Origin of the sequence: Streptomyces sp. NBC_00090 (assembly GCF_045160815.1) — a bacterium.
GTDB lineage: Bacteria > Actinomycetota > Actinomycetes > Streptomycetales > Streptomycetaceae > Streptomyces.
Window position 1 is genome coordinate 5,836,418 of record NZ_CP108224.1, and the last position, 25,530, is coordinate 5,861,947.

Consider the following 25,530-nt stretch of genomic DNA (forward strand, 5'->3'; position numbering starts at 1 on the left):
TCGTGTCGTTCTCGTTCTTGTACTTGTCGCTCTTGATCTCGTATCACCAGTCACCGCCCGCACGATGGTGGCACGAAGAGCCGCCCCGCGGAGGCATCAGGGCCATGTCGGTGGGGTGAGGCAGGATGGTGCGGATGAGCATGGAGGAACCCGTGGGGGAGACCGGAGAACTGCCCGAGTACGCGGAGCGGGTGCTCGACGTCGCCGACGGGATCCCGCCCGGCCGGGTGATGACCTATGGCGACGTGGCCGAATGGCTGGGCGAGGGAGGGCCGCGTCAGGTCGGCCGTGTCATGGCCCTGTACGGCGGGACGGCGCCGTGGTGGCGCGTGGTCCGCGCCGACGGCACGCTGCTCCCCGGACACGAGCTGCGGGCCCTCGGCCACTACCGCGAGGAGGGCACCCCGCTGCGCGAGGCGGGTCCGGCGGCCGAGGGACACGTGCCGAGGATCGACATGCGGCGGGCGCGCTGGGACGGAACTCACACCTGAGGACGGAGTCCCCGGGGGCACGGGCCGGGCGGGCCCGGTGGAGCGGACGCGGTACGGAGCACGGCGCCGGATCCGGCGCGGAGTACGGCTCGGCGGCGGTCCGTTTCGCGTAACGTCGACGTTCGCGTCTTCCGCGGCGACGGCCGCCGCACAGGGGCGCCTCACCCGCACCACCACACCCCCCAGGACCGGCGAACCACGTGAGCTCCTCCTCCACCACCCGGCACGCTCCGCACCAGGGACAGCCGTACCCGGGTCCGGGCCGGCAGCGGACCCCGGGCGCGTACCGGCTGGTGCGTACCGCGCCGGCCCCGCTGGATCCCCCTCAGCTGGACGCAGCCCAGCGGGAAGTGGTTGACCACACGGGCGGACCACTCCTCGTCCTCGCCGGACCCGGCACCGGAAAGACGACGACGCTGGTCGAGGCGGTCGCGGCCCGGATGGAGCGGGGCGCCGACCCCGAACGCCTCCTCGTCCTCACCTTCAGCCGCAAGGCCGCCGTCGAACTCCGCGACCGGATGGCCGCCCGGCTCGGCGGCCGCCGCCCGCCGCAGGCCACCACCTTCCACTCGTACTGCTACGCCCTGATCCGCGCCCACCAGGACGCCGAGCTCTTCGCCGAACCGCTGCGGCTGCTCTCGGGACCCGAGCAGGACCTCGCCGTGCGCGAGCTGCTCGCCGGCCAGATCGACCTGGAGAAGGCCGGCCTCGGACGGGTCGGCTGGCCCGACGAACTGCGCGCCTGCCTCACCACCCGGGGCTTCGCCGACGAGGTACGGGCGGTCCTCGCGCGCTCGCGCGAGCTGGGCCTCGGGCCGGACGCCCTGGCCCGCTTCGCCGAGCGGGTCGGCCGCCCCGACTGGAAGGCGGCGGCCGGCTTCCTCGCCGAGTACCTCGACGTCCTCGACCTGCAGGGCGTCCTCGACTACACGGAGCTCGTCCACCGGGCCGTCCTGCTCGCCGGGAGCGTCACCCTGCCCGCGTACGACGCGGTGTACGTCGACGAGTACCAGGACACCGACCCCGCGCAGGTCCGGCTCCTGCACGCCCTCGCCGGCGGCGGACGGCGCACGGTCGTCGCGTTCGGCGACCCGGACCAGTCGATCTACGCCTTCCGGGGCGCCGACGTGAACGGCATCCTCGACTTCCCGGCCACGTTCGGCGGCGGTGGCGTGCAGGTCCTGCGCACCTCGCGGCGCGCGGGCGCGGAGCTGCTCGGGGCGACCCGGCTGCTCACCCAGCGGATGCCGCTGACCCGGCTCCCCGCCGACAAGGTCCGGGCCCACCGCGAGCTCGCGGCGGCCCGGGGCGGGGGCGGGGCGGAGGCGTACACGTACCCCACGGCCTCGGCCGAGGCCGAGAACATCGCCGACCTGCTGCGCCGGGCGCACCTGGAGGACGGCGTCTCCTGGCAGGACATGGCGGTCCTCACCCGCGCCGCGGTCTCCCTGCCGTCCCTGCGACGGGCCCTCACCTCGGCGGGCGTCCCGGTAGAGACGGACGCCGCGGACACCCCACTCCGCCACGAACCGGCGGTCGCCCCGCTGCTCCTCGCCCTCCGAGCGGTGTCGCGACCGGCAGTCGCACCCCCGGCAGCCCCGCTCCCGGCCGAGCCCGAGGCCGTGCCGGACTCGGTTGTGGGCGAGCCCGAGGCCGTGCCGGACCTGGTCGTGGCCGAGCCCGAGGCCGGGTCGGACCTGGTCGTGGCCGAGCCCGAGGCCGGGTCGGACCTGGTTGTGGGCGAGCCCGCCCTTGGGTCCGACCTGGTTGTGGGCATGCGTTCCGCCGGGGCTGGGGGTACCTCCCAGGCGGAGCTCTGGGGGAGGGTGGGCACAACCCACCACGGCGCCGCACCGTCGGCGCACCCTTCCGACCACGCGGCCGCCGAGCCCGCGGACGAGGCCTCGGACTCCGCGCCGCCCGCGCCGCCGGAAGCCGCCGACACCGACACCGACACCGGCACCGACACCGGCACCAGCACTGGCACCGACACCGGCACCGCCGGATGGCTCACCGTCGAGACCGCGCTCGAACTGCTCGCCTCACCGCTCGCCGGCGTGGACCCGGCCGATCTGCGGCGCCTCGGGCGGGCCCTGCGCGACGAGGAGCGGGCCGGTGGCAACCGGGTGCCGCCCCCCTCCGACGTCCTGCTGGCCCGCGCGCTCGCGGAGCCCGAGCGGCTCGTAGCCCACGACCCCTCGTACGCCCGCGGCGCCCGCCGCCTCGGCGAGCTCCTCCGCGAGACCCGCGCGCTCCTCGACGCCGGCGGCACCGCCGAGGAGGCCCTCTGGGTGCTGTGGAACGGCACCCCCTGGCCCGCGCGCCTGGAGCGCGCCGCCCTGCGCGGCGGACCCGCCGGGCGCAACGCCGACCGCGACCTCGACGCCGTCTGCGCCCTCTTCGAGACCGCCGCCCGCGCCGAGGAGCGCGTCGGCGGCCGCGGTGTCCTCAACTTCCTCGAAGAGCTCGACGCCCAGGACATCGCCGCCGACACCCTCACCCGCCGCCACACCCGTCCCGACGCCGTCCGCCTCATGACCGCCCACCGTTCCAAGGGCCTCGAATGGAGCTTCGTCGTCGTCGCCGGTGTCCAGGAGGGCCTCTGGCCCGACCTGCGCCGCCGCGGCTCCCTCCTCGAAGCCGACCGCATCGGCCGCGACGGCCTCGCCGAGCCCCTCACCCCCGGCGCGCTCCTCGCCGAGGAGCGCCGCCTCTTCTACGTGGCCGCCACCCGCGCCCGCGACCGCCTCGTCGTCACCGCCGTGAAGGCGCCCGCGGAGGACGGCGACCAGCCCTCCCGTTTCCTCACCGAGCTCGGCGTCGAGCCGAAGGACGTCCCCGGCCGCCCCCGCCGCCCCCTCGCCGTCTCCGCGCTGGTCGCCGAGCTCCGTGCGACGACCGTCGACCCGGCCGCCTCGCCCGCGCTCCGCGACGCCGCGGTCCAGCGTCTCGCCTCCCTCGCCGCGCTCGCCGACGAGGAGGGCCAGCCGCTGGTCCCCGCCGCGCACCCGGACCGCTGGTGGGGCCTGTTCGAGCCGACGCACAGCACGGTGCCGCTGCGCGACCGCGACCGGCCGGTCGCCCTCTCGCCGAGCGCCCTGGAGAACCTCGCCACCACCTGTTCCCTCCAGTGGTTCCTGGGCCGCGAGGTCAAGGCCGCGGCCCCCGCCACCGCCGCCCAGGGCTTCGGCAACGTGGTGCACGTCCTCGCCGACGAGGTCGCCTCCGGCCACACCCCGGCCGACCTCGACGTCCTCATGGCCCGCCTGGACTCCGTCTGGGACGCCCTCGCCTTCGACGCCCCCTGGAAGTCGGCCCAGGAGAAGGCCCACGCGCGCGTGGCGCTGGAACGCTTCCTGCGGTGGCACGTCATGGACCGCGGCGGCCGTACCCCCGCCGCCTCCGAGCACGGCTTCGACGTGACCCTGGAGGCGGGGGAGTACGAGGTCCGCATCCGCGGCTCCATGGACCGTGTCGAGACCGACGAGCACGGCCGCGCCTACGTCGTCGACTTCAAGACCGGCAAGTCGGCCCCCACCAAGGACGAGGTCGCCCACCACCCGCAGCTCGCGGTCTACCAGCTCGCGGTCCGGGAGGGCGCGCTCGACGAGGTCCTCGACGGGCAGCGGCCGGAGCCGGGCGGCGCCGAACTCGTACAGCTGCGGCAGGCCGCCCCGAAGAAGGAGGGCGGCGACGCCCTGCCGAAGGTCCAGGCCCAGGAGGCCCTGGCCGGGGAGTGGGTCGGCGACCTGCTCGCCACCGCCGCCGGCCGGGTCCTCGACGAGCGCTTCACCCCCGCCACCGGTCAGCACTGCACGACCTGCGCCTTCCGGGCCTCGTGCAGCGCCCAGCCGGAGGGCCGCCAGATCGTCGAATGACGCCCTGTGTGGAGCGTCACGTTCCGACCCGTACATCCTTCGTTCGCCCTCGCAGGTCACTCTTCGCGGCGTCCCCCATAAGGGCGCTGTGAAGAGAAGCCGTGGAAGAACGCTGTGAGGGAGTACGCATGAGGGCCAACCGGAATCTCTGGGCGGCGGCGACGGTCTGTGTGGCCGTGATCGCCGGAGTCACGGGCTGTTCCCAGGGTGACGACAAGGCCGCCGACCCCTTCGCGGGACTCACGGCCGACGCCATCGCCGACAAGGCGGTCGCGACCACGAAGGCGGCCACCGCCTTCCACATGAACGGCAAGGGCAAGACCGACGGCGAGGAGATGACGATCGACCTCTCCGTCGACAGCAAGGGCTCCTGCAAGGGCTCGATGCAGGCCGCCAAGGGCGGCAAGGCCGAGATGCTCGGCACCGGCGGCGTCAGCTACATGAAGGGCGACGACGCCTTCTGGTCCTCCACCACCGGCGGGGAGGGGGAGTCGGCGGAGGAGGCCGGCGCCATGTCCGCGCTGCTCAAGGGCCGCTGGATGAAGATGCCGGCCGGCGGCGAAGGCCCCGACGCCTTCTGCGACCTCAAGACCATCGTCAAGGACATGGACGAGGAGACGCCGCGCAAGGGCATGACCCGTGGCGCCGACGCCGACGTCGACGGCACACCCGCCGTCACCCTCACGAAGAAGGGCACGAAGGGCGAGACCACGACCTTCTACGTGGCCAAGGACTCCGCCAAGCCGTACGTCCTCCGTGTCGTGGAGGCCGGCGGCAAGGAGCCCGGCACGGTCACCTTCAGCGAGTACGACAAGCCGGTCACGGTCACCGCGCCCCCGGCCGACCAGGTCGTCGACATGGCGGAGCTCGCCGGCGCGTCCTGACCCTCCCTCCGCCGCCTCGTCTCGCCCCGCCCGCCCCCGCGTCCCCGGCCCCTCGCCGTCCGGTCGCGGGCACGCGCGCGTGGGGCGAACCTGGTGGACAGGGGCGGGGAATCCGCGAGGAGGGCTCGCATGGCGTCCCACCGAAAGCTCCGCGCCGCGGCCGTGGTCTGCGCCGCCGTGGTCGTCACAGGACCCGCGCCCGTCGCGGCCTGGGCGGCGATGGGTGCGCCGGCCACCCCACCCGGCGCGGCGGCCCTCGCCCCAGCCGCGGCCACGACCCTCGCCCCGGCCCTCGCCCCGGCCCTCGCTCCGGCCCTCGCTCCGGCCCTCGCCCCGTCCGCGGCCCTCGCCCCGTCCCCGGACCCCTTCGCGGACCTCACCGCGGACGAGATCGCCGAGCGGGCGGTCACCGCCACGCAGTCCGCGACCTCGCTCCGGATGGTGGGCCGGGTCGACGCGGACGGGCAGCCCCTCGACATCGACTTCGCCGTCAACGACCGTGACGAATGCACCGGAGTGATGAAGATCGACGGCGGCACCGCCGAACTGCGCCGGATCGACGACGTCACGTACATGAAGGGCGACGAGGCCTTCTGGCGGGTCTCCATGACCTCTCAGGGCGTGCCCGAGGCCCAGATCGACCCCACGATCGAGCTCGTCAAGGGCCGCTGGCTGAAGATCGCCCCCGGGCAGGCCGGCAGCAGCGACCTCAGCGGCGTCTGCGACCTGAAGGGGCTCCTCGCCGACCTCGACAAGGACGAGGAGGAGCGCAGCGGACTCGTCCGGGGGCCCGACGGAGAAGTGGCCGACACCCCCGTCGCGACGCTGGTGAAGAAGAAGACCGGTGGGGAGACGACCACCGTCTCCGTCTCCGCGAAGGGCAAGCCCTACATCCTCAAGATGGTCAAGACGGGTGGCGACGAACCCGGCTCCATGGTGCTCTCCGACTACGACAAGCCGGTCGACGTCGTCGTCCCGCCCGCCGACGAGACGGTGGACCTGTCCAAACTGGACCCGGGCATGCGCGCGTGAGCCCGTGCCAGTGAGCCGGCGCCCCTTGAGCCTGCGCGCGTGAGCCCGCGCCCGTGAGCCGGACGCCGGCTGTGACATCGACGACAGGCCTGCCCGGAGCCGGGCCGGGCCGCGCTGTCGGTGGGTCCCGTTAGCCTCTTTGGGGTGACCGCACCTCTCACCGACCCCGAGCAGCTCAAGGAGCTCCTCGGCATCCCGTTCACCCCGGAGCAGACGGCCTGCATCACCGCGCCGCTCGCCCCGCAGGTCGTCGTGGCCGGAGCCGGCTCCGGCAAGACGACGGTGATGGCCGCCCGGGTGGTCTGGCTGGTCGGTACGGGACAGGTCGCCCCCGAGCAGGTCCTCGGCCTCACCTTCACCAACAAGGCCGCGGGCGAGCTCGCCGAGCGCGTCCGCACCGCCCTCGTCCGCGCCGGGGTCACCGACCCCGACGTCATCGACCCGGACGAGCCCCCCGGCGAGCCCCGCATCTCCACGTACCACGCCTTCGCCGGACAGCTCCTCACCGACCACGGCCTCCGCATCGGCCTGGAGCCCACCTCCCGGCTCCTCGCCGACGCCACCCGCTACCAGCTCGCCGCCCGTGTGCTGCGCGAGGCCCCCGGCCCGTACCCGGCCCTCACCAAGTCCTTCCCGACCCTGGTCACCGACCTCCTCGCCCTCGACGGCGAGCTCGCCGAGCACCTCGTACGGCCCCAGGACCTCACGGCGTACGACTCCGGGCTCCTCACCGCCCTCGCCGGGGCCAAGCTCAGCAACGCCGAGCTGCGCAAGATCCCCGAGGCCACCGCCGCCCGCCGCGAGCTGCTCGACCTCGTCGTCCGCTACCGCGACTCCAAACGCTCCCGCGACCTCCTCGACTTCGGCGACCAGATCGCCCTCTCCGCCGAGCTCGCCACCACCCGGCCCGAGGTCGGCGGCCTGCTGCGCGAGGAGTTCCGGGTCGTCCTGCTCGACGAGTACCAGGACACCTCCGTCGCCCAGCGACTGCTGCTCTCCGGCCTCTTCGGCCAGGGCACCGGACACGCCGTGACCGCCGTCGGCGACCCCTGCCAGGCCATCTACGGCTGGCGCGGGGCCTCCGTCGCCAACCTGGACGACTTCCCCGAGCACTTCCCGCACGGGGACGGCAGCCCCGCGAGCCGCTACTCGCTCTCCGAGAACCGGCGCAGCGGCGGCCGGCTCCTCGACCTCGCCAACCGCCTCGCCGCCCCCCTGCGCGCCATGCACGCGGGCGTGGAAGCGCTCCGCCCCGCGCCGGGCGCCGAGCAGGACGGCAGCGTCCGCATCGCGCTGCTGCCCACCCACGCCGAGGAGATCGACTGGCTGGCCGACTCCCTCGCCCACCTCGTCCGCACCGGCCGCGAGCCCGGCGAGATGGCGGTCCTGTGCCGGACCGCCACCGACTTCCCCGCGATCCACGCGGCCCTCGTCGCCCGCGACGTGCCCGTCGAGGTCGTCGGCCTCTCCGGCCTCCTCCACCTGCCCGAGATCGCCGACCTCGTCGCCGTCTGCGAGGTCCTCCAGGACCCGGGGGCCAACGCCTCCCTGGTTCGCCTCCTCACCGGCCCCCGCTGGCGGATCGGCCCCCGCGACCTGGCCCTCCTCGGGCGCCGCGCCCGGCTCCTCGTCCACCGGGGCGGCGACGAGCCCGACCCCGAGCAGCGGCTCGCCGCCGCCGTCGAGGGCGTCGACCCGGCGGAGGTGATCTCGCTCGCCGACGCGCTCGACACCTTCCTGGACTCCGGCGGCGCCGCCGACGACGGCCTGCCCTTCTCCGCCGAGGCCCGGGTCCGCTTCGCGCGCCTCGCCACCGAGCTGCGCGCCCTGCGGAGCTCGCTCGCGGACCCCCTCATGGACGTGCTGCACCGGATCCTCACCGCGACCGGCCTGGAGGTCGAGCTCTCCGCCTCCCCGCACGCGCTGGCCGCCCGCCGCCGCGAGACCCTCTCGAACTTCCTGGACGTCGCCGCCGGCTTCGCCTCCCTCGACGGCGAGGCGAGCCTGCTCGCCTTCCTCGGCTTCCTGCGCACGGCCGTCCAGTTCGAGAAGGGCCTCGACAACGCCCTCCCGGGCGGCGAGAACACGGTGAAGGTGCTCACCGCCCACAAGTCCAAGGGCCTGGAGTGGGACGTCGTCGCCGTCCCGGGCCTGGTCGCCGGCGCCTTCCCGAGCGCCCGCGCCCGCGAGGCGTGGACCTCCCAGCCCCAGGTGCTCCCGCACGCCCTGCGCGGCGACGCGGCCACGCTGCCCGCGATCGACACCTGGGACGCCAAGTCCCTCACGTCCTTCAAGAACGAGATGCGGGACCACCAGCACACCGAGGAGCTCCGCCTCGGCTACGTCACCTTCACCCGCCCCCGCTCCCTCCTGCTCGGCTCCGCCCACTGGTGGGGCCCGTCCCAGAAGAAGCCCCGGGGCCCCTCGGACTTCCTCCAGGCCCTGTACGAGCACTGCGCGGCGGGCCACGGCGACATCGAGGCGTGGGCGGAAGAGCCGGAGCCGGACGCGGAGAACCCGTCCCTGACGGAGAACACGAAGGACGAGGCCTGGCCACTCCCGCTGGACGCGGAGGCACTGATCCGCCGCAGGCAGGCGGCAGAGCAGGTCGCCGCCGCGCTGTGGGCAATCGTTCCGCAGGGCTCGGGGCGCCTCCCGGGCGCAGCTCCGGGGGAGGGTCGGCACAACCCACCCAGCGCAGCGCCCGACCTCTCGGACCCCGCCCCCGAGGACCTCTGGCCGGACGAGGACGAACCCGTCTGGGACGAGGAGACCCTCCCCGAGGACACCCACACGGACGCCGTACCCGCCCCGAGGGAGCCTGAGGCTCCGCCCTCGGAGCCGTACAGCGAACCCACCCCCGAGGACGCCCGCACGGACGTGGTCCCGGCACCGAGGGACCCGGAACCCACCCTCACTCCGGAGGAGCTCCGCACCATCGCCTCCTGGGACCGCGACCTCACCGCCCTCACCACCGAGCTCCGCCGCGCCCGCGCGACGACCCGGGACGTCCTGCTGCCCGCCTACCTCTCCGCCTCCCAGGTGCTGCGCCTCGCCGCCGACCCCGACGGCTTCGCCCAGGACCTGGCCCGCCCCATGCCCAGGCCGCCGCAGCCCGCCGCCCGCCGGGGCACCCGCTTCCACGCGTGGGTGGAGTCCCGTTTCGAGGAGCTGCCGCTGCCCTTCCTCGGCCCCGAGGAGCTGCCGGGCGGCGAGGAGTTCGCGGGGGAGCCGGAGATCCTCGACGAGCGGGACCTCGACGTCCTCAAGGAGGCCTTCGCCCGCACCCCGTACGCCCACCGCGCCCCGTACCGCGTCGAGGTCCCCGTCCACCTCACGCTCGCGGGCCGGGTCGTCCGGGGCCGGATCGACGCCGTCTACCGGGATCCGGACACCGGCGCGTACGAGATCGTCGACTGGAAGACCAGCCACCACCGCACCGCCGACCCCCTCCAGCTCGCGATCTACCGGCTGGCCTGGGCCGAGCAGCACGGCCTCGCGCCCGAGGACGTGGCGGCCGCCTTCGTCTACGTCCGTACGGGTGAGGTGGCCCGTCCCGCCCGCCTGCCCGGCCGTACGGAGCTGGAGGCCATCCTGCTGGGCGGGGCACCCTCGGGCGCCGGATAGGCTCGGAGGCATGAGCGAGACCCCGGACAGCGTCGTCCACGCCGTGCGTACGTACATCGAGCAGCACCGCACCACCTTCCTCGGCGACCTCGCCGAGTGGCTGCGCATCCCCTCCGTCTCGGCGCAGCCGGACCACTCCGGGGACGTACGCCGCAGCGCCGAGTGGCTCGCTGCCAAGCTGAAGGAGACCGGCTTCACCACGGTCGAGGTGTGGGAGACGGACGGCGCCCCGGCGGTCTTCGCCGAGTGGCCCTCCGGGGAGCCTGACGCCCCGACGGTCCTCGTCTACGGCCACCACGACGTGCAGCCCGCGGCCCGCGAGGACGGCTGGCACACGGAGCCCTTCGAGCCGACGGTGATCGACGGCCGGATGTACGCGCGCGGTGCCGCCGACGACAAGGGGCAGGTGTTCTTCCACACACTCGGGGTCCGCGCCCACCTCGCCGCCACCGGCCGCACCGCCCCCGCCGTCAACCTCAAGCTGATCGTGGAGGGCGAGGAGGAGTCCGGTTCGCCGCACTTCCGCGCCCTGGTCGAGGCACACGCCGAGCGGCTCGCCGCCGACGCCGTGATCGTCTCCGACACCGGCATGTGGTCCGAGACCACCCCCACGGTGTGCACCGGCATGCGCGGGGTCGCCGACTGCGAGATCGAGCTGTACGGCCCCGACCAGGACATCCACTCCGGTTCCTTCGGCGGCGCCGTGCCGAACCCGGCCACGGTCGCGGGCCGGATCGTCGCCGCGCTGCACGACGAGACCGAGCGCGTCGCGATCCCCGGCTTCTACGAGGGCGTCACGGAGCTCTCCGACGCCGAGCGCGCCCTCGTCGCCGAGCTCCCCTTCGACGAGGCGGCCTGGCTGCGCACGGCCAAGTCCCACGGCACGCTCGGCGAGGCCGGTTTCTCCACCCTGGAGCGGGTCTGGGCCCGCCCCACGGCCGAGGTCAACGGCATCGGCGGCGGCTACCAGGGCCCCGGCGGCAAGACGATCGTCCCCGCCTCCGCCCAGCTCAAGCTGTCGTTCCGGCTCGTCGCGGGCCAGGACCCGGCCAAGATCGAGCTCGCCGTACGGGACTGGCTCGCCGGACTCGTCCCGGCCGGCATCCGGTACGAGATCGTCTTCGGCGCCCCGACCCGTCCCTGCCTCACCCCCCTCGACCACCCCGCCCTCAAGGCGGTGGCCGGAGCCATGAGCAGGGCCTTCGACGGAGCCAAGGTCCGCTACACCCGCGAGGGCGGCTCGGGACCGGCCGCCGACCTCCAGGACGTCCTGGAGGCGCCCGTGCTGTTCCTCGGCATCTCCGTCCCGTCCGACGGCTGGCACGCCCCCAACGAGAAGATCGAGCTCGATCTCCTCATGAAGGGCGTCGAGACCACGGCTCATCTGTGGGGCGACCTGCCCGCCGCCCTGGGGCCCGCCCGAGCCGCCGCCGCGCGCTGAAACCACACACCGATCCGGGGGAGTTGGAAGCACCTGTGAGCAACTTGAAGCACGCGTCAACGGACCGGCCCGATCGTCCGATCTCGCTGACCGCACCGAGCGGCATCGACCGGGCCGCGCACCACCGCCTCGACGAGGCGTGGCTGGCGGCGGCCTGGAGCCACCCCACCACCCGCGTCTTCGTGGTCTCCGGGGGGCAGGTGCTGATCGACGACCGGCCCGACGGCACCACCGAGCTCGTCATGACCCCGGCCTTCGAGGCCCCGGTCACCGAGACCCACCGCTACTTCCTGGGCACGGACGCCGACGGTGTGTCGTACTTCGCGCTCCAGAAGGACTCGCTGCCCGGCCGCATGGACCAGTCCGCGCGCCCGGCCGGGCTGCGCGAGGCCGGACTGCTGCTCTCGGACCGGGACGCCGGCCTCATGGTGCACGCGGTCGCCCTGGAGAACTGGCAGCGCCTCCACCGCTTCTGCTCGCGCTGCGGCGAGCGCACGGTCATCGCCGCGGCCGGACACATCCGCCGCTGCCAGGCCTGCGGCGCGGAGCACTACCCGCGCACCGACCCCGCGGTGATCATGCTGGTCACGGACGAGGAGGACCGGGCCCTGCTCGGCCGCCAGGTGCACTGGCCGGAGGGCCGCTTCTCGACCCTCGCGGGCTTCGTCGAGCCCGGCGAGTCCATCGAGCAGTCGGTCGCCCGCGAGGTCTTCGAGGAGGCCGGTGTCACGGTCGGCGAGGTCGCGTACGTCGCCAGCCAGCCCTGGCCCTTCCCGTCCAGCCTCATGCTGGGCTTCTTCGCCCGCGCCACCTCCTCGGAGATAAACGTGGACGGCGAGGAGATCCACGAGGCTCGCTGGTTCTCCCGCGAGGACCTCGCCGCCGGCTTCGAGTCCGGCGAGGTGCTGCCCCCGTACGGCATCTCGATCGCGTCCCGCCTGATCGAGCTCTGGTACGGCAAGCCGCTCCCGAAGCCCGGCGACGTCGTCTGACGGAACAGGAAACCCCCGGCCGGTCACCTGCCGGTCGGGGGTCGTGTGTCCTGGGGTCAGACGCCGAGGGCCTGCTTCACCTGGGCAAGGCTCGGGTTCGTCATGACGCTCTCGGCCCCACCGTTGGCGGGAATCACGAGAACGGTCGGCACGGTCTGGTTGCCCCCGTTGGCCTTCTCGACGAACGCGGCCGACTCCGGGTCCTGCTCGATGTTGATCTCCGAGTACGCGATGCCCTCGCGGTCCATCTGGCTCTTCAGCCGACGGCAGTAGCCGCACCACGTGGTGCTGTACATCGTCACAGTGCCCTGCATGACCTGGCGCTCCTCTTGTTCGCTGACCGGTGCCGAGAAGGAGAACGTACGCCCGGGCCGTCCCATTCCCGGAATTCGTATGACCGGCGCCTCCAGCCTGTGGACGAGCCGCGTCACCGAGCTCGCCGGACCTGGCAGCATGGACAGGTGACAGCAGCAACGCACTCCACTCTCTTCCCGCAGGTCCCGGAGACGGCCGACGCGGTGCTCGACGGGCTCGACCCCGAGCAGCGCGAGGTCGCCCTCGCCCTGAACGGCCCGGTGTGCGTGCTGGCGGGAGCCGGCACGGGCAAGACGCGCGCCATCACCCACCGGATCGCGTACGGGGTGCGGGCGGGCATACTCCAGCCCGCCAGTGTGCTGGCCGTCACCTTCACCAACCGCGCCGCAGGCGAGATGCGCGGCCGGCTCCGGCAGCTCGGCGCGGGCGGTGTCCAGGCCCGTACGTTCCACTCCGCGGCCCTCCGCCAGCTCCAGTTCTTCTGGCCGAAAGCAGTCGGTGGCGACATGCCCCGGCTCCTTGAGCGGAAGATCCAGCTCGTCGCCGAGGCCGCCGCCCGCTGCCGGATCCGGCTCGACCGGAACGAGTTGCGCGACGTCACGGGCGAGATCGAGTGGGCCAAGGTCACCCAGACCGTCCCCGCCGACTATCCGGCCGCGGTCGCCAAGTCCGTCAGGGACGCCCCGCGCGACCCGGCCGAGATCGGCCAGATCTATGCCATGTACGAGCAGCTCAAGCGCGACCGCTCGGTGATCGACTTCGAGGACGTGCTGCTGCTCACCGTCGGCATCCTCCAGGACCGGCACGACATCGCGGATCAGATCCGCCGCCAGTACCAGCACTTCGTGGTGGACGAGTACCAGGACGTCTCCCCGCTCCAGCAGCGCCTGCTCGACCTGTGGCTCGGCGACCGCGACAACCTCTGCGTCGTCGGCGACGCCAGCCAGACCATCTACTCCTTCACCGGCGCCACCCCCGACCACCTGCTGAACTTCCGCAACCGCCATCCGAGCGCCACCGTGGTCAAGCTCGTCCGCGACTACCGCTCCACCCCCCAGGTCGTCCACCTCGCCAACGGACTGCTCAGCCAGGCCCGCGGCCGGGCCGCCGAGCACCGCCTGGAGCTCATCTCCCAGCGCGACCCGGGCCCCGATCCGGTCTACACGGAGTACGCGGACGAACCGGCCGAGGCCGAGGGCACCGCCCGCCGCATCCGGGACCTGGTCGCCGCCGGCGTCCCGGCCGGCGAGATCGCCGTCCTCTACCGGATCAACGCCCAGTCCGAGGTCTACGAGCAGGCCCTCGCCGACGCCGGCGTGCCCTACCAGCTCCGCGGCGCCGAGCGCTTCTTCGAGCGCCAGGAGGTGCGGGAGGCGGGCATCGCCCTGCGCGGCGCGGCCCGCGCCGGGGGCAACGACTCCCTCCTCGACGACGCCGAGGACCTGCCCTCGCAGGTCAGGGCCGTCCTCTCCACCAAGGGCTGGACCAGCCAGCCGCCCGCCGGCTCGGGCGCCGTCCGCGACCGCTGGGAGTCGCTCGCCGCCCTCGTCAGGCTCGCCGAGGACTTCGCCCGCGCCAAGGCCGGTGCCACCCTCTCCGACCTGGTCGCCGAACTCGACGAGCGGGCCGCCGCCCAGCACGCCCCGACCGTCCAGGGCGTCACCCTGGCCTCGCTCCACGCGGCCAAGGGCCTCGAATGGGACGCCGTGTTCCTGGTCGGCCTCACCGAGGGCATGATGCCGATCACGTACGCCAAGACCGACGAGCAGGTCGAGGAGGAGCGCCGCCTGCTGTACGTGGGCGTCACCCGCGCCCGGCTCCACCTCTCGCTCTCCTGGGCGCTCTCCCGCGCCCCCGGCGGCCGCGCCTCCCGGCGCCCCACCCGCTTCCTCAAGGGCCTGCGCCCCGGCTCCGGCTCGCTCGGCTCCGTCGGATCCGGCGCCGCCGGAGCGGCCGGCATCGAGCGGGGGCTCGGCGGCGGCCGGCGCAAGCCGCGCGGCCCCGTCCTGTGCCGGGTCTGCGGAGCGACGCTCACCGAGGCGGGCGCGATGAAGCTCATGCGCTGCGAGGACTGCCCCTCGGACATGGACGAGGGCCTCTACGAGCGCCTCCGCGACTGGCGCTCCGAGCAGGCGAGCAAGCTGGCCCAGCCCGCCTACTGCGTCTTCACCGACAAGACGCTGATGGCCATCGCCGAGCGCGTCCCGACCACGGACGGCGAGCTCTCCTCGATCTCCGGCGTCGGCGTCCGCAAGCTCGACCGCTTCGGAGCCGATGTGCTGGCCATCTGCGCAGGTGAGGAGGGCGGGGCGGGTGCCGACGAACTCTCTTGAAAACTCGTCGCGAAAATAGTTTGCGCCTGCCCCGTCAAGCGCCATAGGTTCTTAACCACGACAACAGCGGCTTCTTCGAAGCCCTGTCTTCGTGCTGTACTTGTCCAAATAAACATGAGGGTCCGGCTCGCACCCGAGCCCTCCGAGACGCCGAGAGGAGGCGATTACCCGTGATCAGCAACATCGAGACCAGCACCGCCGGCTTCGTCAGCACCGCCAAAATGACCGATCGCTCGATCGCCTTCGCCTGCTCGCTCGGCCTCTCCGGCTCTGCGTTCCTTGGCAGCGGTCTGCCCGTCACCGGTCTGTCCGGCCTCGGCATGACCGCCATTGAGCGCAATGAGCGACCGACCAAGGCACTGGAAGCTGTAGCAGCCGGCAAGGCCTCGGCCTATGCCTTTGCCGCGACCGGTGCCGGAATCCAGCAGCAGCGGCAGACGACGACGCACCACCACAAGATGTGGGCCTTCCGTGGGCTCGAACCCTGGAGTGATCCAGTCTGATCCATGATCAGACCGGCGCCTTCAGGGCCGCGGAACCCCACCCGGGATCCGCGGCCCTTCTGTTTGTCCCCGAACGGGGATGACGGAGCGAAGGGGCCTCGGGCAGAAACACCCGGTACCAGCCGAAACCCCGGCCAACAGGCCGGAACGACCAGACGAGGAAAGACCACCGTGCAACTCGAAGCGCACGCCCCGTCCGTACCGCCTTCCGAATCGATCTCCCTGCCCGGCCTCACGGAGGACCCCGCTTTGACCCCCCTCACCGCGCTCACCGCGCTCGACGACGCCATCGAGAACCTCGGCGTCCCGGTTCCCTGTCGCGCCTACGACCCGGAGGTCTTCTTCGCGGAGTCCCCGGCCGACGTCGAGTACGCGAAGTCCCTCTGCCGGACCTGCCCCCTCATGGCCGCCTGCCTGGCGGGTGCCAAGGAGCGGCGCGAGCCCTGGGGCGTCTGGGGTGGCGAGCTCTTCGTCCAGGGCGTGGTCGTCGCCCGCAAGCGGCCCCGTGGCCGTCCGCGCAAGAACCCGGTCGCGGCATGAGTGCCACCGGAACCATCGACCGCCCCCTCACGCACGATCCCCAGAAGCAGGACCCGATGACCACTTCCGCCAGCGAGCCCATCGGCTCCGCGACCCCAGTCTTCTCCCCCGCCGGCGCGCACACCGCGCGTCAGAACAGGACCCGCGAAATGCAACTCATCCCAGAAGCCCTGGCCCGTGCTCATATGCACGAGCGACAGCGTGAGGCCGAAGCGGAACGCCAGGCCGTGCGCCTGGTCGCCGCCCGGCGTATGCAGCGCCGCGCCGAGCGCGTCTCGCTGCGCGCCCGCCGCGCGCTCGCCATGGCCGTCATGAACTGAGCATCACCAGACACACCTGGCGCCCCTTCGGGGGCGCCCCCGCGGGGCCGGTCCGAACGGACCGGCCCCCGCGGTGCGTTGCCCGAGCCGCGGCGCCTCCGCCGGGCTATCGTCACGAGGATGAACGACGCCCGTACTCCCGAGGCACCCCTCGCCTGCGCGCGCTGCGGCAAGACCACCGACACCCTTCCGGTGACCTGGACGTGTTCGGTGGAGAACGGCCGGCGCGAGTACTTCTGCGAGGACTGCGCCCGCGCCAACATCCGCGCGATCGAGGGACGCCTCGACTCCGCCTGGTGGTGAGCCCCGGGGCGGCGGTGGCGGTCAGTCGGCGTCCGGCGCGACGAAGCCGGGCAGCCACTCCTCCAGCTCGTCCCGCAGCCGCACCGTCGCGTTGAGCTGGCACAGCACCCCGATGGTGCTCAACGTCACACGGTGTATCAAGAGGTACGAGGGCGGCAGGTTGAGCTGCTTGCCCAACTGGTGGGCGGGGGAGCGGGGGTCCGCGATCCGGGCGGCCTGGGCGCGCAGCCAGCCGCGGGTGAAGACGAAGGTCTCCGCCTCGGCCGGTTCGATGATCGGCAGCAGGTACTCCAGGACCGCGTCCGGGTCGAGGGCGACGGACTCCTTGACGAAGCCCTCCGCGCGGAGCAGCTCGTAGACGGTCTCGGCCTCACCGGTGAGCGTCATCCGCAGACAGACGCCGATCGTCTCCGGCAGCCCGCCCGGAAGCCGGTCCACGGTGCCGAAGTCGAGGACGCCGAGGCGCCAGCTCTCCGGATCCTCGTCCCCCTCGGCGCCGGGCAGCAGCCGAAAGTTCCCCGGGTGCGGATCGGCGTGCAGCAGGCCGGTGCGCGCGGGGCCCGAAAAGAGGAAGCGCGCCAGGAGCTGGCCTGCCCGGTCCCGCTGGGCCTCCGTGCCCTCCGAGATCACCTCCGACAGTGGGATCCCGTCCATCCACTCGGTCACGAGGACCTGCTCCGACTGGTGCACCACCGCCGGCACCACCACGTGGGGGTCGTCCGCGAAGACCTCCGCGTGCTCCCGCTGGGCCGTCGCCTCCAGGGCGTAGTCCAGCTCCTCGGAGACCCGGTCCCGCATCTCCGCGATCAGCGGTTTGATGTCCATCCCCGGAACGAGCGGCCCGAGGAGCCGGGCGAAGCGGCTCAGCTGGGTCAGGTCCGAGAGCAGGGCCTCCCCGGCGCCCGGGTACTGCACCTTCACCGCGACCTCGCGCCCGTCGTGCCAGACGGCGCGGTGCACCTGCCCGATCGAGGCGGCGGCCGCCGGCTTGTCCTCGAACTCCAGGAACAGCTCCCGCCATTCCTCGCCGAGCCGCTCCGCGAGGACCGCGTGCACCGTGCTCGTCGGCAGCGGCGGCGCCGCCTCCTGAAGCTTCGTCAGCGCCGCCCGGTACGGTCCGGCGACCTCCTCAGGAAGGGCCGACTCGAAGACGGACAGCGCCTGCCCGAGCTTCATGGCCCCTCCCTTCAGCTCGCCCAGCACCTTGAACAGCTGCTCGGCCGTGCGCTGCTGGAGCTCGCGGGCGACGAGCTCGGCGGACCTGCCGCCGATCCGTTTGCCCAGACCCCACGTGGCCCGCCCGGCGAAGCCGAGCGGCAACGCGGCCAACTTGGCGGTCCGGGTGACCGCCTTCCGGGGAAGATCAGACATGTGCCCCTCCAAATCCCAGACTGCCGTGCCGCGCAGGGCCGTTACCCCGCCATTGTGTCCTGCGCGCTTCCGGCCGCCGAGGCGCGCTCCCCTTCTCCGCCGCGCGCCGCCCCGCACGGGCAGGCCGGGTGCGGTCGCAGACGCTCCGCGCGCCACTCCAACAGGGGCAGTGACACCTCCCAGCGGGCGCCCGTGCTCGCCGGGAGGTCGCCGTCCAGAAAGGCGAGCGCGTGCGCGGCGGTGAGCCCCGCCACGGCGGTGGCCAGCGCCGGATCGCAGGCGGGCAGCGGATGCGGGGCGCCCGACCGCCACTGGGCGAGGAGCCTGGGGCGGACGGGCTCCCGGTCCGTCAGCTCCTCCTGAAGGCAGCGGGCACAGGCCGTCCCGCCCGGCAGGACGAGCGGCCCGACCGTCCCCGTCGCCTCCAGCACCCCCGCGTACAGATGGGGAGTTCCGGTGGAGATCCACGGCTCGGCCGGGAGCGGATCGGGGACGTACGCCCCGAGACCGTCCCGTGGTGTCACCACGACGAGTGACAGCCCCGGCTCGCCGTGCCCTTCACCCGGTCCGCCCGCTCCCACCGCTCCAGCCGCCGGGCCGGCGCGGGTGGCGCCCCGTGCCCAGCGGCCCACGAGGCGCCGGGCGGCCGTCGCCCGGCGCTCGCCGACCGCCTCGGCCGGCAGGCCGCCGGGGGCGGTCTCCCACGGCTCGACCCGGCCGGAGTCCAGCACCTCGACCGTGCCCACGCCCGCCGCGGACAGCAGGGCCGCCACCGTCGCCCCCACCCGACCCGCTCCCCGGACCTGGACGCGCAGGGCCCGCCGGGCGCCGAGTGTCCGTATCGCCCGGTCCGGCTCGCGGTGGACGACGGAGAGCGAGGCCAGGTCCGCGCGCAGGGGATCGAGCGCCCCGTCCACCGCGCCCGCGGCCGGACCCGCCCTCCCCGGCCGCCCGGTCGAGGCGTCCGCGAGGAGCCCGGCCGCCGCCAGCCGGCCGAGGAACGCCTCCAGGTGCCCGTCCGGCAGACCGAGCGCCCGCGCCTCGGCCCGCAGCAGCTCCGTCCCCCGGGTGCCGTCGAGCAGCCCGAGCAGCGCCCCGGTGGCCGTGTCGACGGGGCTCATCACCACCGCGTGCGCGGGGGTGATCCCGAACTGGACGCACTGGAGACTCCGCCAGGCGCGTCGCAGCGCCGGTTTCACCATCGGATGCATTTCCCCACCCCGTTCCCGCCCGCATTCATGATCGACAACGGCTCTCTTCCGTCGTCCTGAGTCGTCCTGAGTCGTACCTGAGTGGCTCTCAGCCCCTCTCAGTCCCTCTCGGTCGCTCTGAGAGGAGAATGCCCCGCCGCCGTGACGGTCGCCGAAAGTTGTCCACAGGCCGTGGGATTAGTCATTCGAATGGTCCGCGGTGGGGTCGGATCGTTCCCGAAACCACTCCGGAGGCGGGACTTCCCCCGCTCGCAGCGGGTAACGTCGGGGCCGTGCCCGCCGACCCACAGCGCAGCGTGACAAGCAAGCCGCCCCACGGCCAGGGGACGAGTGCTGTCGAGGTCCGCAGAAGCCCCCGGCGGAGCAGAACCGTCTCCGCGTACCGCGAGGGCGACCGGACCGTCGTGCTCATCCCCGCCCGGATGTCGGAGGCGGAGGAGCGGCGCTGGGTCACCGTCATGCTGGAGAAACTCGCCGCCCAGGAGAGCCGCAGCGTCCTCGGCGACCGCGAGCTCACCGAGCGGGCGCTGAGCCTGTCCCAGCAGTACTTCGGCGGCCGGGCCCGCCCCGGCTCCGTCCGCTGGGTCACCAACCAGAACAGCCGCTGGGGCTCCTGCACCCCCTCGGAGGGCAGCATCCGCCTCTCCCACCGGCTCCAGGGCATGCCCGAGTACGTCGTCGACTACGTCCTCCTGCACGAGCTGGCCCATCTGCTCGTCCCCGGCCACGGCCCCAGGTTCTGGCGGCTCCTGGAGGCCTACCCCCGCACCGAGCGCGCCCGCGGCTACCTGGAGGGCGTGGTCGCCGCCGCCCGCCTTCCGCACCTCCCGGCCGCTCGCGAGGAGTGACGCCGCCGATACGCGGCGGTGTGCGTGTTTCCCGATTCCGTACCGAAAACGACCTGCCCTGTCTCAATGTCGTGCACAGCCGTTAGCCTGGCGCGAGCATTCGCCATTCGGGATGGGGGACGGTCGTTACGCATGGCCAGGGAATTCCAACGCGGCCACAAGGCCAAGATCAGTGATCTGACCGCGGGTACCGATCTGTACGTGGGTGTGCAGATCGCGGCGCCCGGACTCAGTTTCGACATCAGCTGCTTCGGACTCGACGCGGACGAGCGGCTCTCCGACGACCGCTACTTCGTCTTCTTCAACCAGCCGAAGTCGCCCGAGGAGTCCATCCAGCTGCTCGGGGCCCAGTCCGGTGACGCCGAGTCCTTCCGCATCACCCTCGACCGCATCCCCGCGCACATCCACAAGCTCTCGTTCACCGCGACCATCGACGGCGCCGGCCAGATGTCCCAGGTCGGCCCCGGCCACCTGCGGATCGTGGCGGGCGGCGAAGAGGTCGCCCGGTACGCCTTCACGGGCGCGGAGTTCTCCACCGAGCGCGCGGTGATGCTCGGCGACTTCTACCTCAAGGACGTCTGGCGGTTCGCCGCCGTCGGCCAGGGCTTCGACGGAGGCCTGGAGGCGCTCCTGCGGAACTTCGGCGGCGAGGTCGCCGAAGAGGAGCCCGCCGCTCCGCAGGCGCAGGCCCCTGCCGCGGCCCCGGGCTTCGCCCCGCCGCCGCAGGCGACGGCGCCCCCGGCGTTCGGCGCGCCCGCCGCACCCCAGCCGCCGGCCCCCGCGCCCGCGTTCGGTGCCCCGCCGGCCCCGCCCGCGCCCGTGGCGCCCGCGCAGCCGGTCCACACGGCGCCCACGATGGTGGCGCCGCTGGCCCCCTCCCCGGTCCCGCCGCCCGCGCCGGCCCCCGCCCCGTACGGGCAGCCGCCGCAGCAGCCGCAGTACGGCCAGCCGCCAGGCCAGTACCCCGGTCAGATCCCGGGGCAGGCCCCCGGTCAGTACCCCGGCCAGGGACAGCCGCCGCAGCAGGCCCCGTACGGGCAGGCCGCACCCGCCCCGTACGGGCAGCAGCCGCAGTTCGGCCAGCAGCCCGCGGGCGTCCCGCAGGGCGTCCCGGCGACCGGCGCGGGGCTCGCCGCCGCGCTCGCGCCGTTCAAGGAGACCGCCACCGGCGCCCGCTGGACCCCGCAGAACCAGCAGCTCATGCGGGTCGACCTCGCCATGGGCGGCACACCCGTCCTCGCCCGCCAGGGCTCCATGGTCATGTACCAGGGCAAGGTCGACTTCTCCCACAAGGGCGCGGGCTTCGCCGGCCGGATCGTCGGCAACGCCACCGGCCAGGAGATGCAGCTGATGCGCTGCAACGGCCGCGGTCAGGTCTTCCTCGCCGAGGAGGGCGCCCACCTGCACCCGATCGAGCTCCAGGGCGACGGTATCTGCGTCTCCGCGGAGAACGTCCTCGCGTTCGACGAGTCCCTCCAGTACGAGGTCCGCCGCATCGAGGGCCACGGCATCCCCGGCGGCGCCCTGTTCACCATGCAGTTCCAGGGCACCGGCACCGTCGTCGTGAAGACCCACGGCGTCCCCGTCGTGCTGCCCGTCACGCCGACCACCTTCGCCGACTGCAACGCCGTCGTCGCCTGGTCGTCCGCGTCCCAGGTCATCCTCTCCAGCCAGGTGCGGCTCCGCCGCAACGCCTACCCGGGCCACAGCGGAGAGACCGTGAACCTCCAGTTCCGGGGCGCCCCCGGCAACTTCATCGTCGTCCAGCCCTACGAGGTCTGAGGGAGCCCGAAGTCATGAACCAGCAACTCGCGGGCTACGCCCCGACCCCCGTCGCGGCCCGGATGGAGAACCACGGCCGCACCATGCTGAAGGTCGCCATGGCCTCCGGCCAGGAGCTGTACGCGCGAACCGGCTCGATGGTCGCCTACGAGGGCTTCATCACCTACGAGCCCAACCCGCCCGCCGTCCGCCAGGTCGCCAGGGAGTGGGCCACCGGCGAGAGCACGCCGATCATGAAGTGCTCCGGCGACGGACTGCTCTACCTCGCCGACTACGGCGCCGACGTCGTCGTGATCAACCTCCAGAACGACTCCCTGTCCGTCAACGGCAGCAACCTGCTCGCCTTCGACGCGCACCTCCAGTGGGGCGTCGAGCGGGTCAAGGGACTCGCCAAGTTCGCCGGCCAGGGCCTGTTCAACGTGGAGATCGCCGGCACCGGCTGGGTCGCGCTCACCTCGCGCGGCACGCCGATCGTCGTCGACTGCGGCCGCGGCGAGGACGAGACCTACGTCGACCCCGACGCGCTCGTCGCCTGGTCGCCGGCGCTCAAGGTCAAGGGCAAGCGCAGCTTCAAGGCCTCCTCCCTCATCGGGCGGGGCAGCGGCGAGGCCTACCAGATGGCCTTCTCCGGCCAGGGCATCGTCGTCGTACAGCCGAGCGAGGACAGCACCGACCGCCTTCGGGTCCGGGGCTGAGGGGGAGCGAGAACACACCATGCAGAGCCCGCTTTTCAACCACGCCGAACAGCAGAGCCAGGAGCGGTACGTCATCCAGAACCCGCAGCTCCTGCGGGTCAGCCTGACCGGGCAGGACGACATCCTCGCCCGCAAGGGCGCCATGGTCGCGTACCAGGGGCTCGTCGACTTCGACGGCGAGTACCAGACCCCGAACCAGCGCCGGGCCCGCGCCCGCACGGGCGAGGGACTCGACCTCATGCGCTGCTCCGGCCAGGGCACGGTCTACTTCGCCAACCTCGCCCAGTACGTGCACGTCGTGGAGGTCGACCAGGACGGTCTGACCGTCGACAGCTCCTACGTCCTGGCGCTCGACTCGACCCTCCACACGGAGGTCATCGCCGTCGACAGCCAGTACGGCATCTCCGGCTCCGGCAAGTACCAGCTCAACATCTCCGGCCGCGGCAAGGTCGCCCTGATGACCTCGGGGCAGCCGCTGATGATGCAGGTCACGCCCGAGAAGTACGTCAGCGTCGACGCCGACGCGATCGTCGCCTGGTCCACCGGGCTGCGCGTCCAGATGCAGGCCCAGACGCACAACTCCAGCGTCCGCCGCCGCCGCGGCGACACGGGCGAGGGCTGGGAGCTCAGCTTCCTCGGGCAGGGCTTCGCGCTCGTCCAGCCCAGCGAGGTCATGCCCCCGCAGAACGCGGCCATCGGTCAGGGCATCGCCGCCCAGTTCGGTGCCGGACAGCAGGGCGCCCACGCCCAGAACCAGAACAACGCCTGGAACTGAGCACGGCACACAGTTGAGGGGCGGCCGCCGTGGCGACCGCCCCTCAGCCATGTCCCGCTACAGGCGTGCGAGCGTGCTCTCAAGGAGTCGCACCACCGACGTGTCCGCCACACCGGCCACCTCGTCGTACGCGAACCAGCGCAGGTCCAGCGACTCGTCGCTGATCTCCTCCGCCGCCCCCGCCGGGGCGAGCGCCGCGTACTGCACGTCCAGGTGCCAGTGACAGGGCGCCGGGATCGGGTGCCGGTCGAGCCGCACCGGACCGCCCGGCAGCAGCGTCAGGCCCGCGATCCCCGACTCCTCCGTCGCCTCCCGCAGCGCCACGGCCTCCATCGTCGGATCGTCGGGCTCGCAGTGACCGCCCATCTGCAGCCACATGCCCAGCTTCTTGTGCAGGGTCAGCAGCACCCGCTCGCGTGACGGGTCGATCACCAGTGCGCTGCCGGTGAGGTGACCCGCCCCGCAGGGCTTGTACATGCCGTCCGGATGGGCGCCCAGATGGTCCAGATAGACCTGCCGGAGCTCCTCCTGCCCCTCGTACTCCTTCAGTACGAGGAGCGCGTCGTCGTGCAGGGTCACTTCGCGTCGTCGTCCTTGCCCTCGTCGTCGGAGCGGCCCTTCGCCGCGTCGCCGAGCATCTTGTCGAGCTCCGAGAAGTCGAGGTGCTCGCGGTGGACGAAGCCGTCCGGGTCGTCCAGGTCGGTCGCCGTCGGCAGCATGTCCGGGTGCTCCCACAGTCCGTCCCGGCCGTCGACCCCGCGCGCGTCCGTGAGCGAGGCCCACAGGCGCGCCGCGTCACGCAGCCGCCGCGGACGCAGCTCCAGACCGATCAGCGTCGCGAAGGTCTGCTCGGCCGGACCGCCCGAGGCACGACGCCGGCGCAGCGTCTCGCGCAGCGCGTCCGCCGAGGTCAGCCGGGACTTGGCGGCCTCGTGGACCACCGCGTCCACCCAGCCCTCGACCAGCGCGAGCGCCGTCTCCAGCCGGGCCAGGGACGCCTTCTGCTGCGGGGTGTCCTCCGGCTGGAACATGCCCTGCTGGAGAGCCTCCTGCAGCTGCTCCGGTTGCGTCGGGTCGAGCTGGCCGACCGCCTCCTCCAGCTTCGAGGTGTCGACCTTGATCCCGCGCGCATACCCCTCGACCGCGCCGAACAGATGCGCCCGCAGCCACGGCACGTGCGCGAAGAGACGCTGGTGGGCGGCCTCGCGCAGGGCCAGGTAGAGACGCACCTCGTCCGAGGGCACGCCCAGGTCCTTGCCGAAGGCCTCGATGTTCAGCGGGAGCAGCGCCGCGCGCCCGGCCGGGCCCAGCGGCAGACCGACGTCGGTCGAGCCGACGACCTCACCGGCGAGCGCGCCCACGGCCTGCCCGATCTGCTGGCCGAACATGGCGCCGCCCATGGAGCGCATCATGCCGATCAGCGGGCCGGCCATGGCCTGCATCTCCTCCGGCAGGACATCGCCCATCGCCGCGCCGACCCGCTCGGCGACCGGGTCCACGAGCTGCTGCCACGCCGGCAGCGTCGCCTCGACCCACTCCGCGCGGCTCCACGCCACGGCCGTGCTCGCCCCCGAGGGCAGCGAGGTCACGCCGTCCAGCCACAGGTCGGCCAGGCGCACGGCCTCCTCGACGGCGGACTTCTCGGCCGGGCCCACACTGGCGTCCTTGGTGCCGTCCTCGGTGCCCTGGGCCACCACCTGGCGGGCGATCTGCTTGGCCATGTCCCAGTTCACGGGACCGCCCTCGTAGCTCAGCATCTGCCCGAGCTGCTGGAAGGCCGCACCCAGATCGTTGGGGTTCAGCGAGCCGAACATCGCCGCGAACGGATTGTCCGCACCGCCCGGGCCGCCCATGCCGGGCAGGCCGCCGAACCCGAACGGGTTCGCCCCGAACGGGTTGCCGCCCTGGCCGCCGGAGCCCTGGCCACCTCCGGCGGGGTCCTTCTTCTTGCCCTCGTCGCCGTTCTCCGGCTCCTCCGGCGGAAGGCCGAATCCGAATGGGGTGTCACTCACAGGTTTCCTCGGCTCGTAGGGCCGCCGGCCTCCTGCCGACGGCGACTGCCCGACCAGGGCCTGTCCAGACAGGCCCGCACACCACCAGCGTAGACATCCGGGCCGGAAATGGGCTCGGTGCTCCGCCGGGCCGTGCCCTGCGGCAGGATGGACGCCACCTGGTCCGTACGCGTTGTG

22 protein-coding genes are annotated in these 25,530 nt (G+C 73.2%); 17 read left to right on the top strand and 5 right to left on the bottom strand.

Annotated features, from left to right (window positions below; all coding sequences use genetic code 11):
• The first annotated feature begins 125 nt into the window (after positions 1–125).
• The 7 genes from OG361_RS26315 to nudC all read left to right on the top strand — a co-directional run bounded on the left by OG361_RS26315 (position 126) and on the right by nudC (position 12,345).
• Entirely contained in the window at positions 126–491 is a 366-nt protein-coding gene (locus OG361_RS26315) for an MGMT family protein (RefSeq protein ID WP_384573890.1), read from the top strand.
• A 200-nt stretch (positions 492–691) separates the two neighbouring features.
• Positions 692–4,369: an ATP-dependent helicase gene (locus OG361_RS26320; RefSeq protein WP_405857360.1), complete on the top strand. Its 3,678-nt coding sequence runs from the start codon at positions 692–694 to the stop codon at positions 4,367–4,369.
• Between the two features lie 128 nt (positions 4,370–4,497).
• Positions 4,498–5,253: a hypothetical protein gene (locus OG361_RS26325; RefSeq protein WP_405857362.1), complete on the top strand. Its 756-nt coding sequence runs from the start codon at positions 4,498–4,500 to the stop codon at positions 5,251–5,253.
• Between the two features lie 129 nt (positions 5,254–5,382).
• Positions 5,383–6,285: a hypothetical protein gene (locus tag OG361_RS26330; protein ID WP_405857364.1), complete on the top strand. Its 903-nt coding sequence runs from the start codon at positions 5,383–5,385 to the stop codon at positions 6,283–6,285.
• A gap of 144 nt (positions 6,286–6,429) precedes the next feature.
• A complete protein-coding gene (locus OG361_RS26335) occupies positions 6,430–9,912 on the top strand; it encodes a UvrD-helicase domain-containing protein (protein WP_405857366.1) in 3,483 nt (1,160 codons plus the stop codon).
• A gap of 10 nt (positions 9,913–9,922) precedes the next feature.
• Positions 9,923–11,353 (top strand): dipeptidase, encoded by a 1,431-nt coding sequence (locus OG361_RS26340; protein WP_405857368.1) that lies wholly within the window; start codon positions 9,923–9,925, stop codon positions 11,351–11,353.
• Positions 11,354–11,388: 35 nt separating this feature from the next.
• Positions 11,389–12,345 carry an NAD(+) diphosphatase gene (nudC, locus tag OG361_RS26345; protein WP_405857370.1) on the top strand — a complete coding sequence of 319 codons (957 nt, stop codon included), beginning with the start codon at positions 11,389–11,391 and terminating at the stop codon, positions 12,343–12,345.
• A 56-nt stretch (positions 12,346–12,401) separates the two neighbouring features.
• On the opposite strand, the gene OG361_RS26350 is transcribed toward nudC, so the two are convergent.
• Positions 12,402–12,659 (bottom strand): mycoredoxin, encoded by a 258-nt coding sequence (locus OG361_RS26350; RefSeq protein ID WP_384573874.1) that lies wholly within the window; start codon positions 12,657–12,659, stop codon positions 12,402–12,404.
• Here OG361_RS26350 and OG361_RS26355 point away from each other — a divergent pair.
• From OG361_RS26355 to OG361_RS26380, 6 genes are all read left to right on the top strand, one after another.
• Positions 12,658–12,810, top strand: coding sequence for a hypothetical protein (locus tag OG361_RS26355; RefSeq protein ID WP_405857373.1), 153 nt, complete (start codon positions 12,658–12,660; stop codon positions 12,808–12,810). The two genes, OG361_RS26350 and OG361_RS26355, sit on opposite strands and share 2 nt — an antisense overlap.
• Positions 12,807–14,993, top strand: coding sequence for an ATP-dependent DNA helicase UvrD2 (locus OG361_RS26360; RefSeq protein ID WP_405857374.1), 2,187 nt, complete (start codon positions 12,807–12,809; stop codon positions 14,991–14,993). The genes OG361_RS26355 and OG361_RS26360 overlap by 4 nt, the downstream gene beginning before the upstream one ends.
• Before the next feature lie 170 nt (positions 14,994–15,163).
• Positions 15,164–15,496, top strand: a complete 333-nt coding sequence (locus tag OG361_RS26365; protein ID WP_384573865.1) for a hypothetical protein — start codon at positions 15,164–15,166, stop codon at positions 15,494–15,496.
• A 171-nt stretch (positions 15,497–15,667) separates the two neighbouring features.
• Positions 15,668–16,036, top strand: coding sequence for a WhiB family transcriptional regulator (locus OG361_RS26370; RefSeq protein ID WP_405857376.1), 369 nt, complete (start codon positions 15,668–15,670; stop codon positions 16,034–16,036).
• On the top strand, positions 16,033–16,356 hold the full coding sequence (locus OG361_RS26375; RefSeq protein ID WP_384573861.1) for a hypothetical protein: 324 nt from the start codon (positions 16,033–16,035) through the stop codon (positions 16,354–16,356). The genes OG361_RS26370 and OG361_RS26375 overlap by 4 nt, the downstream gene beginning before the upstream one ends.
• A 120-nt stretch (positions 16,357–16,476) precedes the next feature.
• Entirely contained in the window at positions 16,477–16,659 is a 183-nt protein-coding gene (locus tag OG361_RS26380) for a hypothetical protein (RefSeq protein ID WP_384573858.1), read from the top strand.
• Positions 16,660–16,680: 21 nt separating this feature from the next.
• On the opposite strand, the gene OG361_RS26385 is transcribed toward OG361_RS26380, so the two are convergent.
• Together OG361_RS26385 and OG361_RS26390 are read right to left on the bottom strand one after the other, a co-directional pair.
• Complete coding sequence (locus tag OG361_RS26385; RefSeq protein WP_384573855.1) at positions 16,681–18,030, bottom strand: ABC1 kinase family protein; 1,350 nt, start codon at positions 18,028–18,030, stop codon at positions 16,681–16,683.
• A gap of 41 nt (positions 18,031–18,071) precedes the next feature.
• A complete protein-coding gene (locus OG361_RS26390; protein WP_405857379.1) occupies positions 18,072–19,241 on the bottom strand; it encodes a TOMM precursor leader peptide-binding protein in 1,170 nt (389 codons plus the stop codon).
• A gap of 272 nt (positions 19,242–19,513) precedes the next feature.
• On the opposite strand from OG361_RS26390, the gene OG361_RS26395 reads away from it, so the two are divergent.
• The 4 genes from OG361_RS26395 to OG361_RS26410 all read left to right on the top strand — a co-directional run bounded on the left by OG361_RS26395 (position 19,514) and on the right by OG361_RS26410 (position 23,341).
• Positions 19,514–20,089, top strand: a complete 576-nt coding sequence (locus OG361_RS26395; protein WP_384573849.1) for a M48 family metallopeptidase — start codon at positions 19,514–19,516, stop codon at positions 20,087–20,089.
• 132 nt (positions 20,090–20,221) lie between these two features.
• Positions 20,222–21,871 (top strand): TerD family protein, encoded by a 1,650-nt coding sequence (locus OG361_RS26400; RefSeq protein WP_405857381.1) that lies wholly within the window; start codon positions 20,222–20,224, stop codon positions 21,869–21,871.
• A gap of 14 nt (positions 21,872–21,885) precedes the next feature.
• Complete coding sequence (locus OG361_RS26405; RefSeq protein WP_405857383.1) at positions 21,886–22,566, top strand: AIM24 family protein; 681 nt, start codon at positions 21,886–21,888, stop codon at positions 22,564–22,566.
• A 19-nt stretch (positions 22,567–22,585) separates the two neighbouring features.
• Complete coding sequence (locus OG361_RS26410) at positions 22,586–23,341, top strand: AIM24 family protein (protein ID WP_405857385.1); 756 nt, start codon at positions 22,586–22,588, stop codon at positions 23,339–23,341.
• Between the two features lie 57 nt (positions 23,342–23,398).
• Here OG361_RS26410 and OG361_RS26415 read toward each other — a convergent pair whose 3' ends face one another.
• Both OG361_RS26415 and OG361_RS26420 read right to left on the bottom strand, forming a co-directional pair.
• Positions 23,399–23,920 carry an NUDIX hydrolase gene (locus OG361_RS26415; protein WP_405857387.1) on the bottom strand — a complete coding sequence of 174 codons (522 nt, stop codon included), beginning with the start codon at positions 23,918–23,920 and terminating at the stop codon, positions 23,399–23,401.
• A complete protein-coding gene (locus tag OG361_RS26420; protein WP_384573836.1) occupies positions 23,917–25,353 on the bottom strand; it encodes a zinc-dependent metalloprotease in 1,437 nt (478 codons plus the stop codon). Before OG361_RS26420 ends, OG361_RS26415 begins: the two co-directional genes overlap by 4 nt.
• Positions 25,354–25,530: the final 177 nt, after the last annotated feature.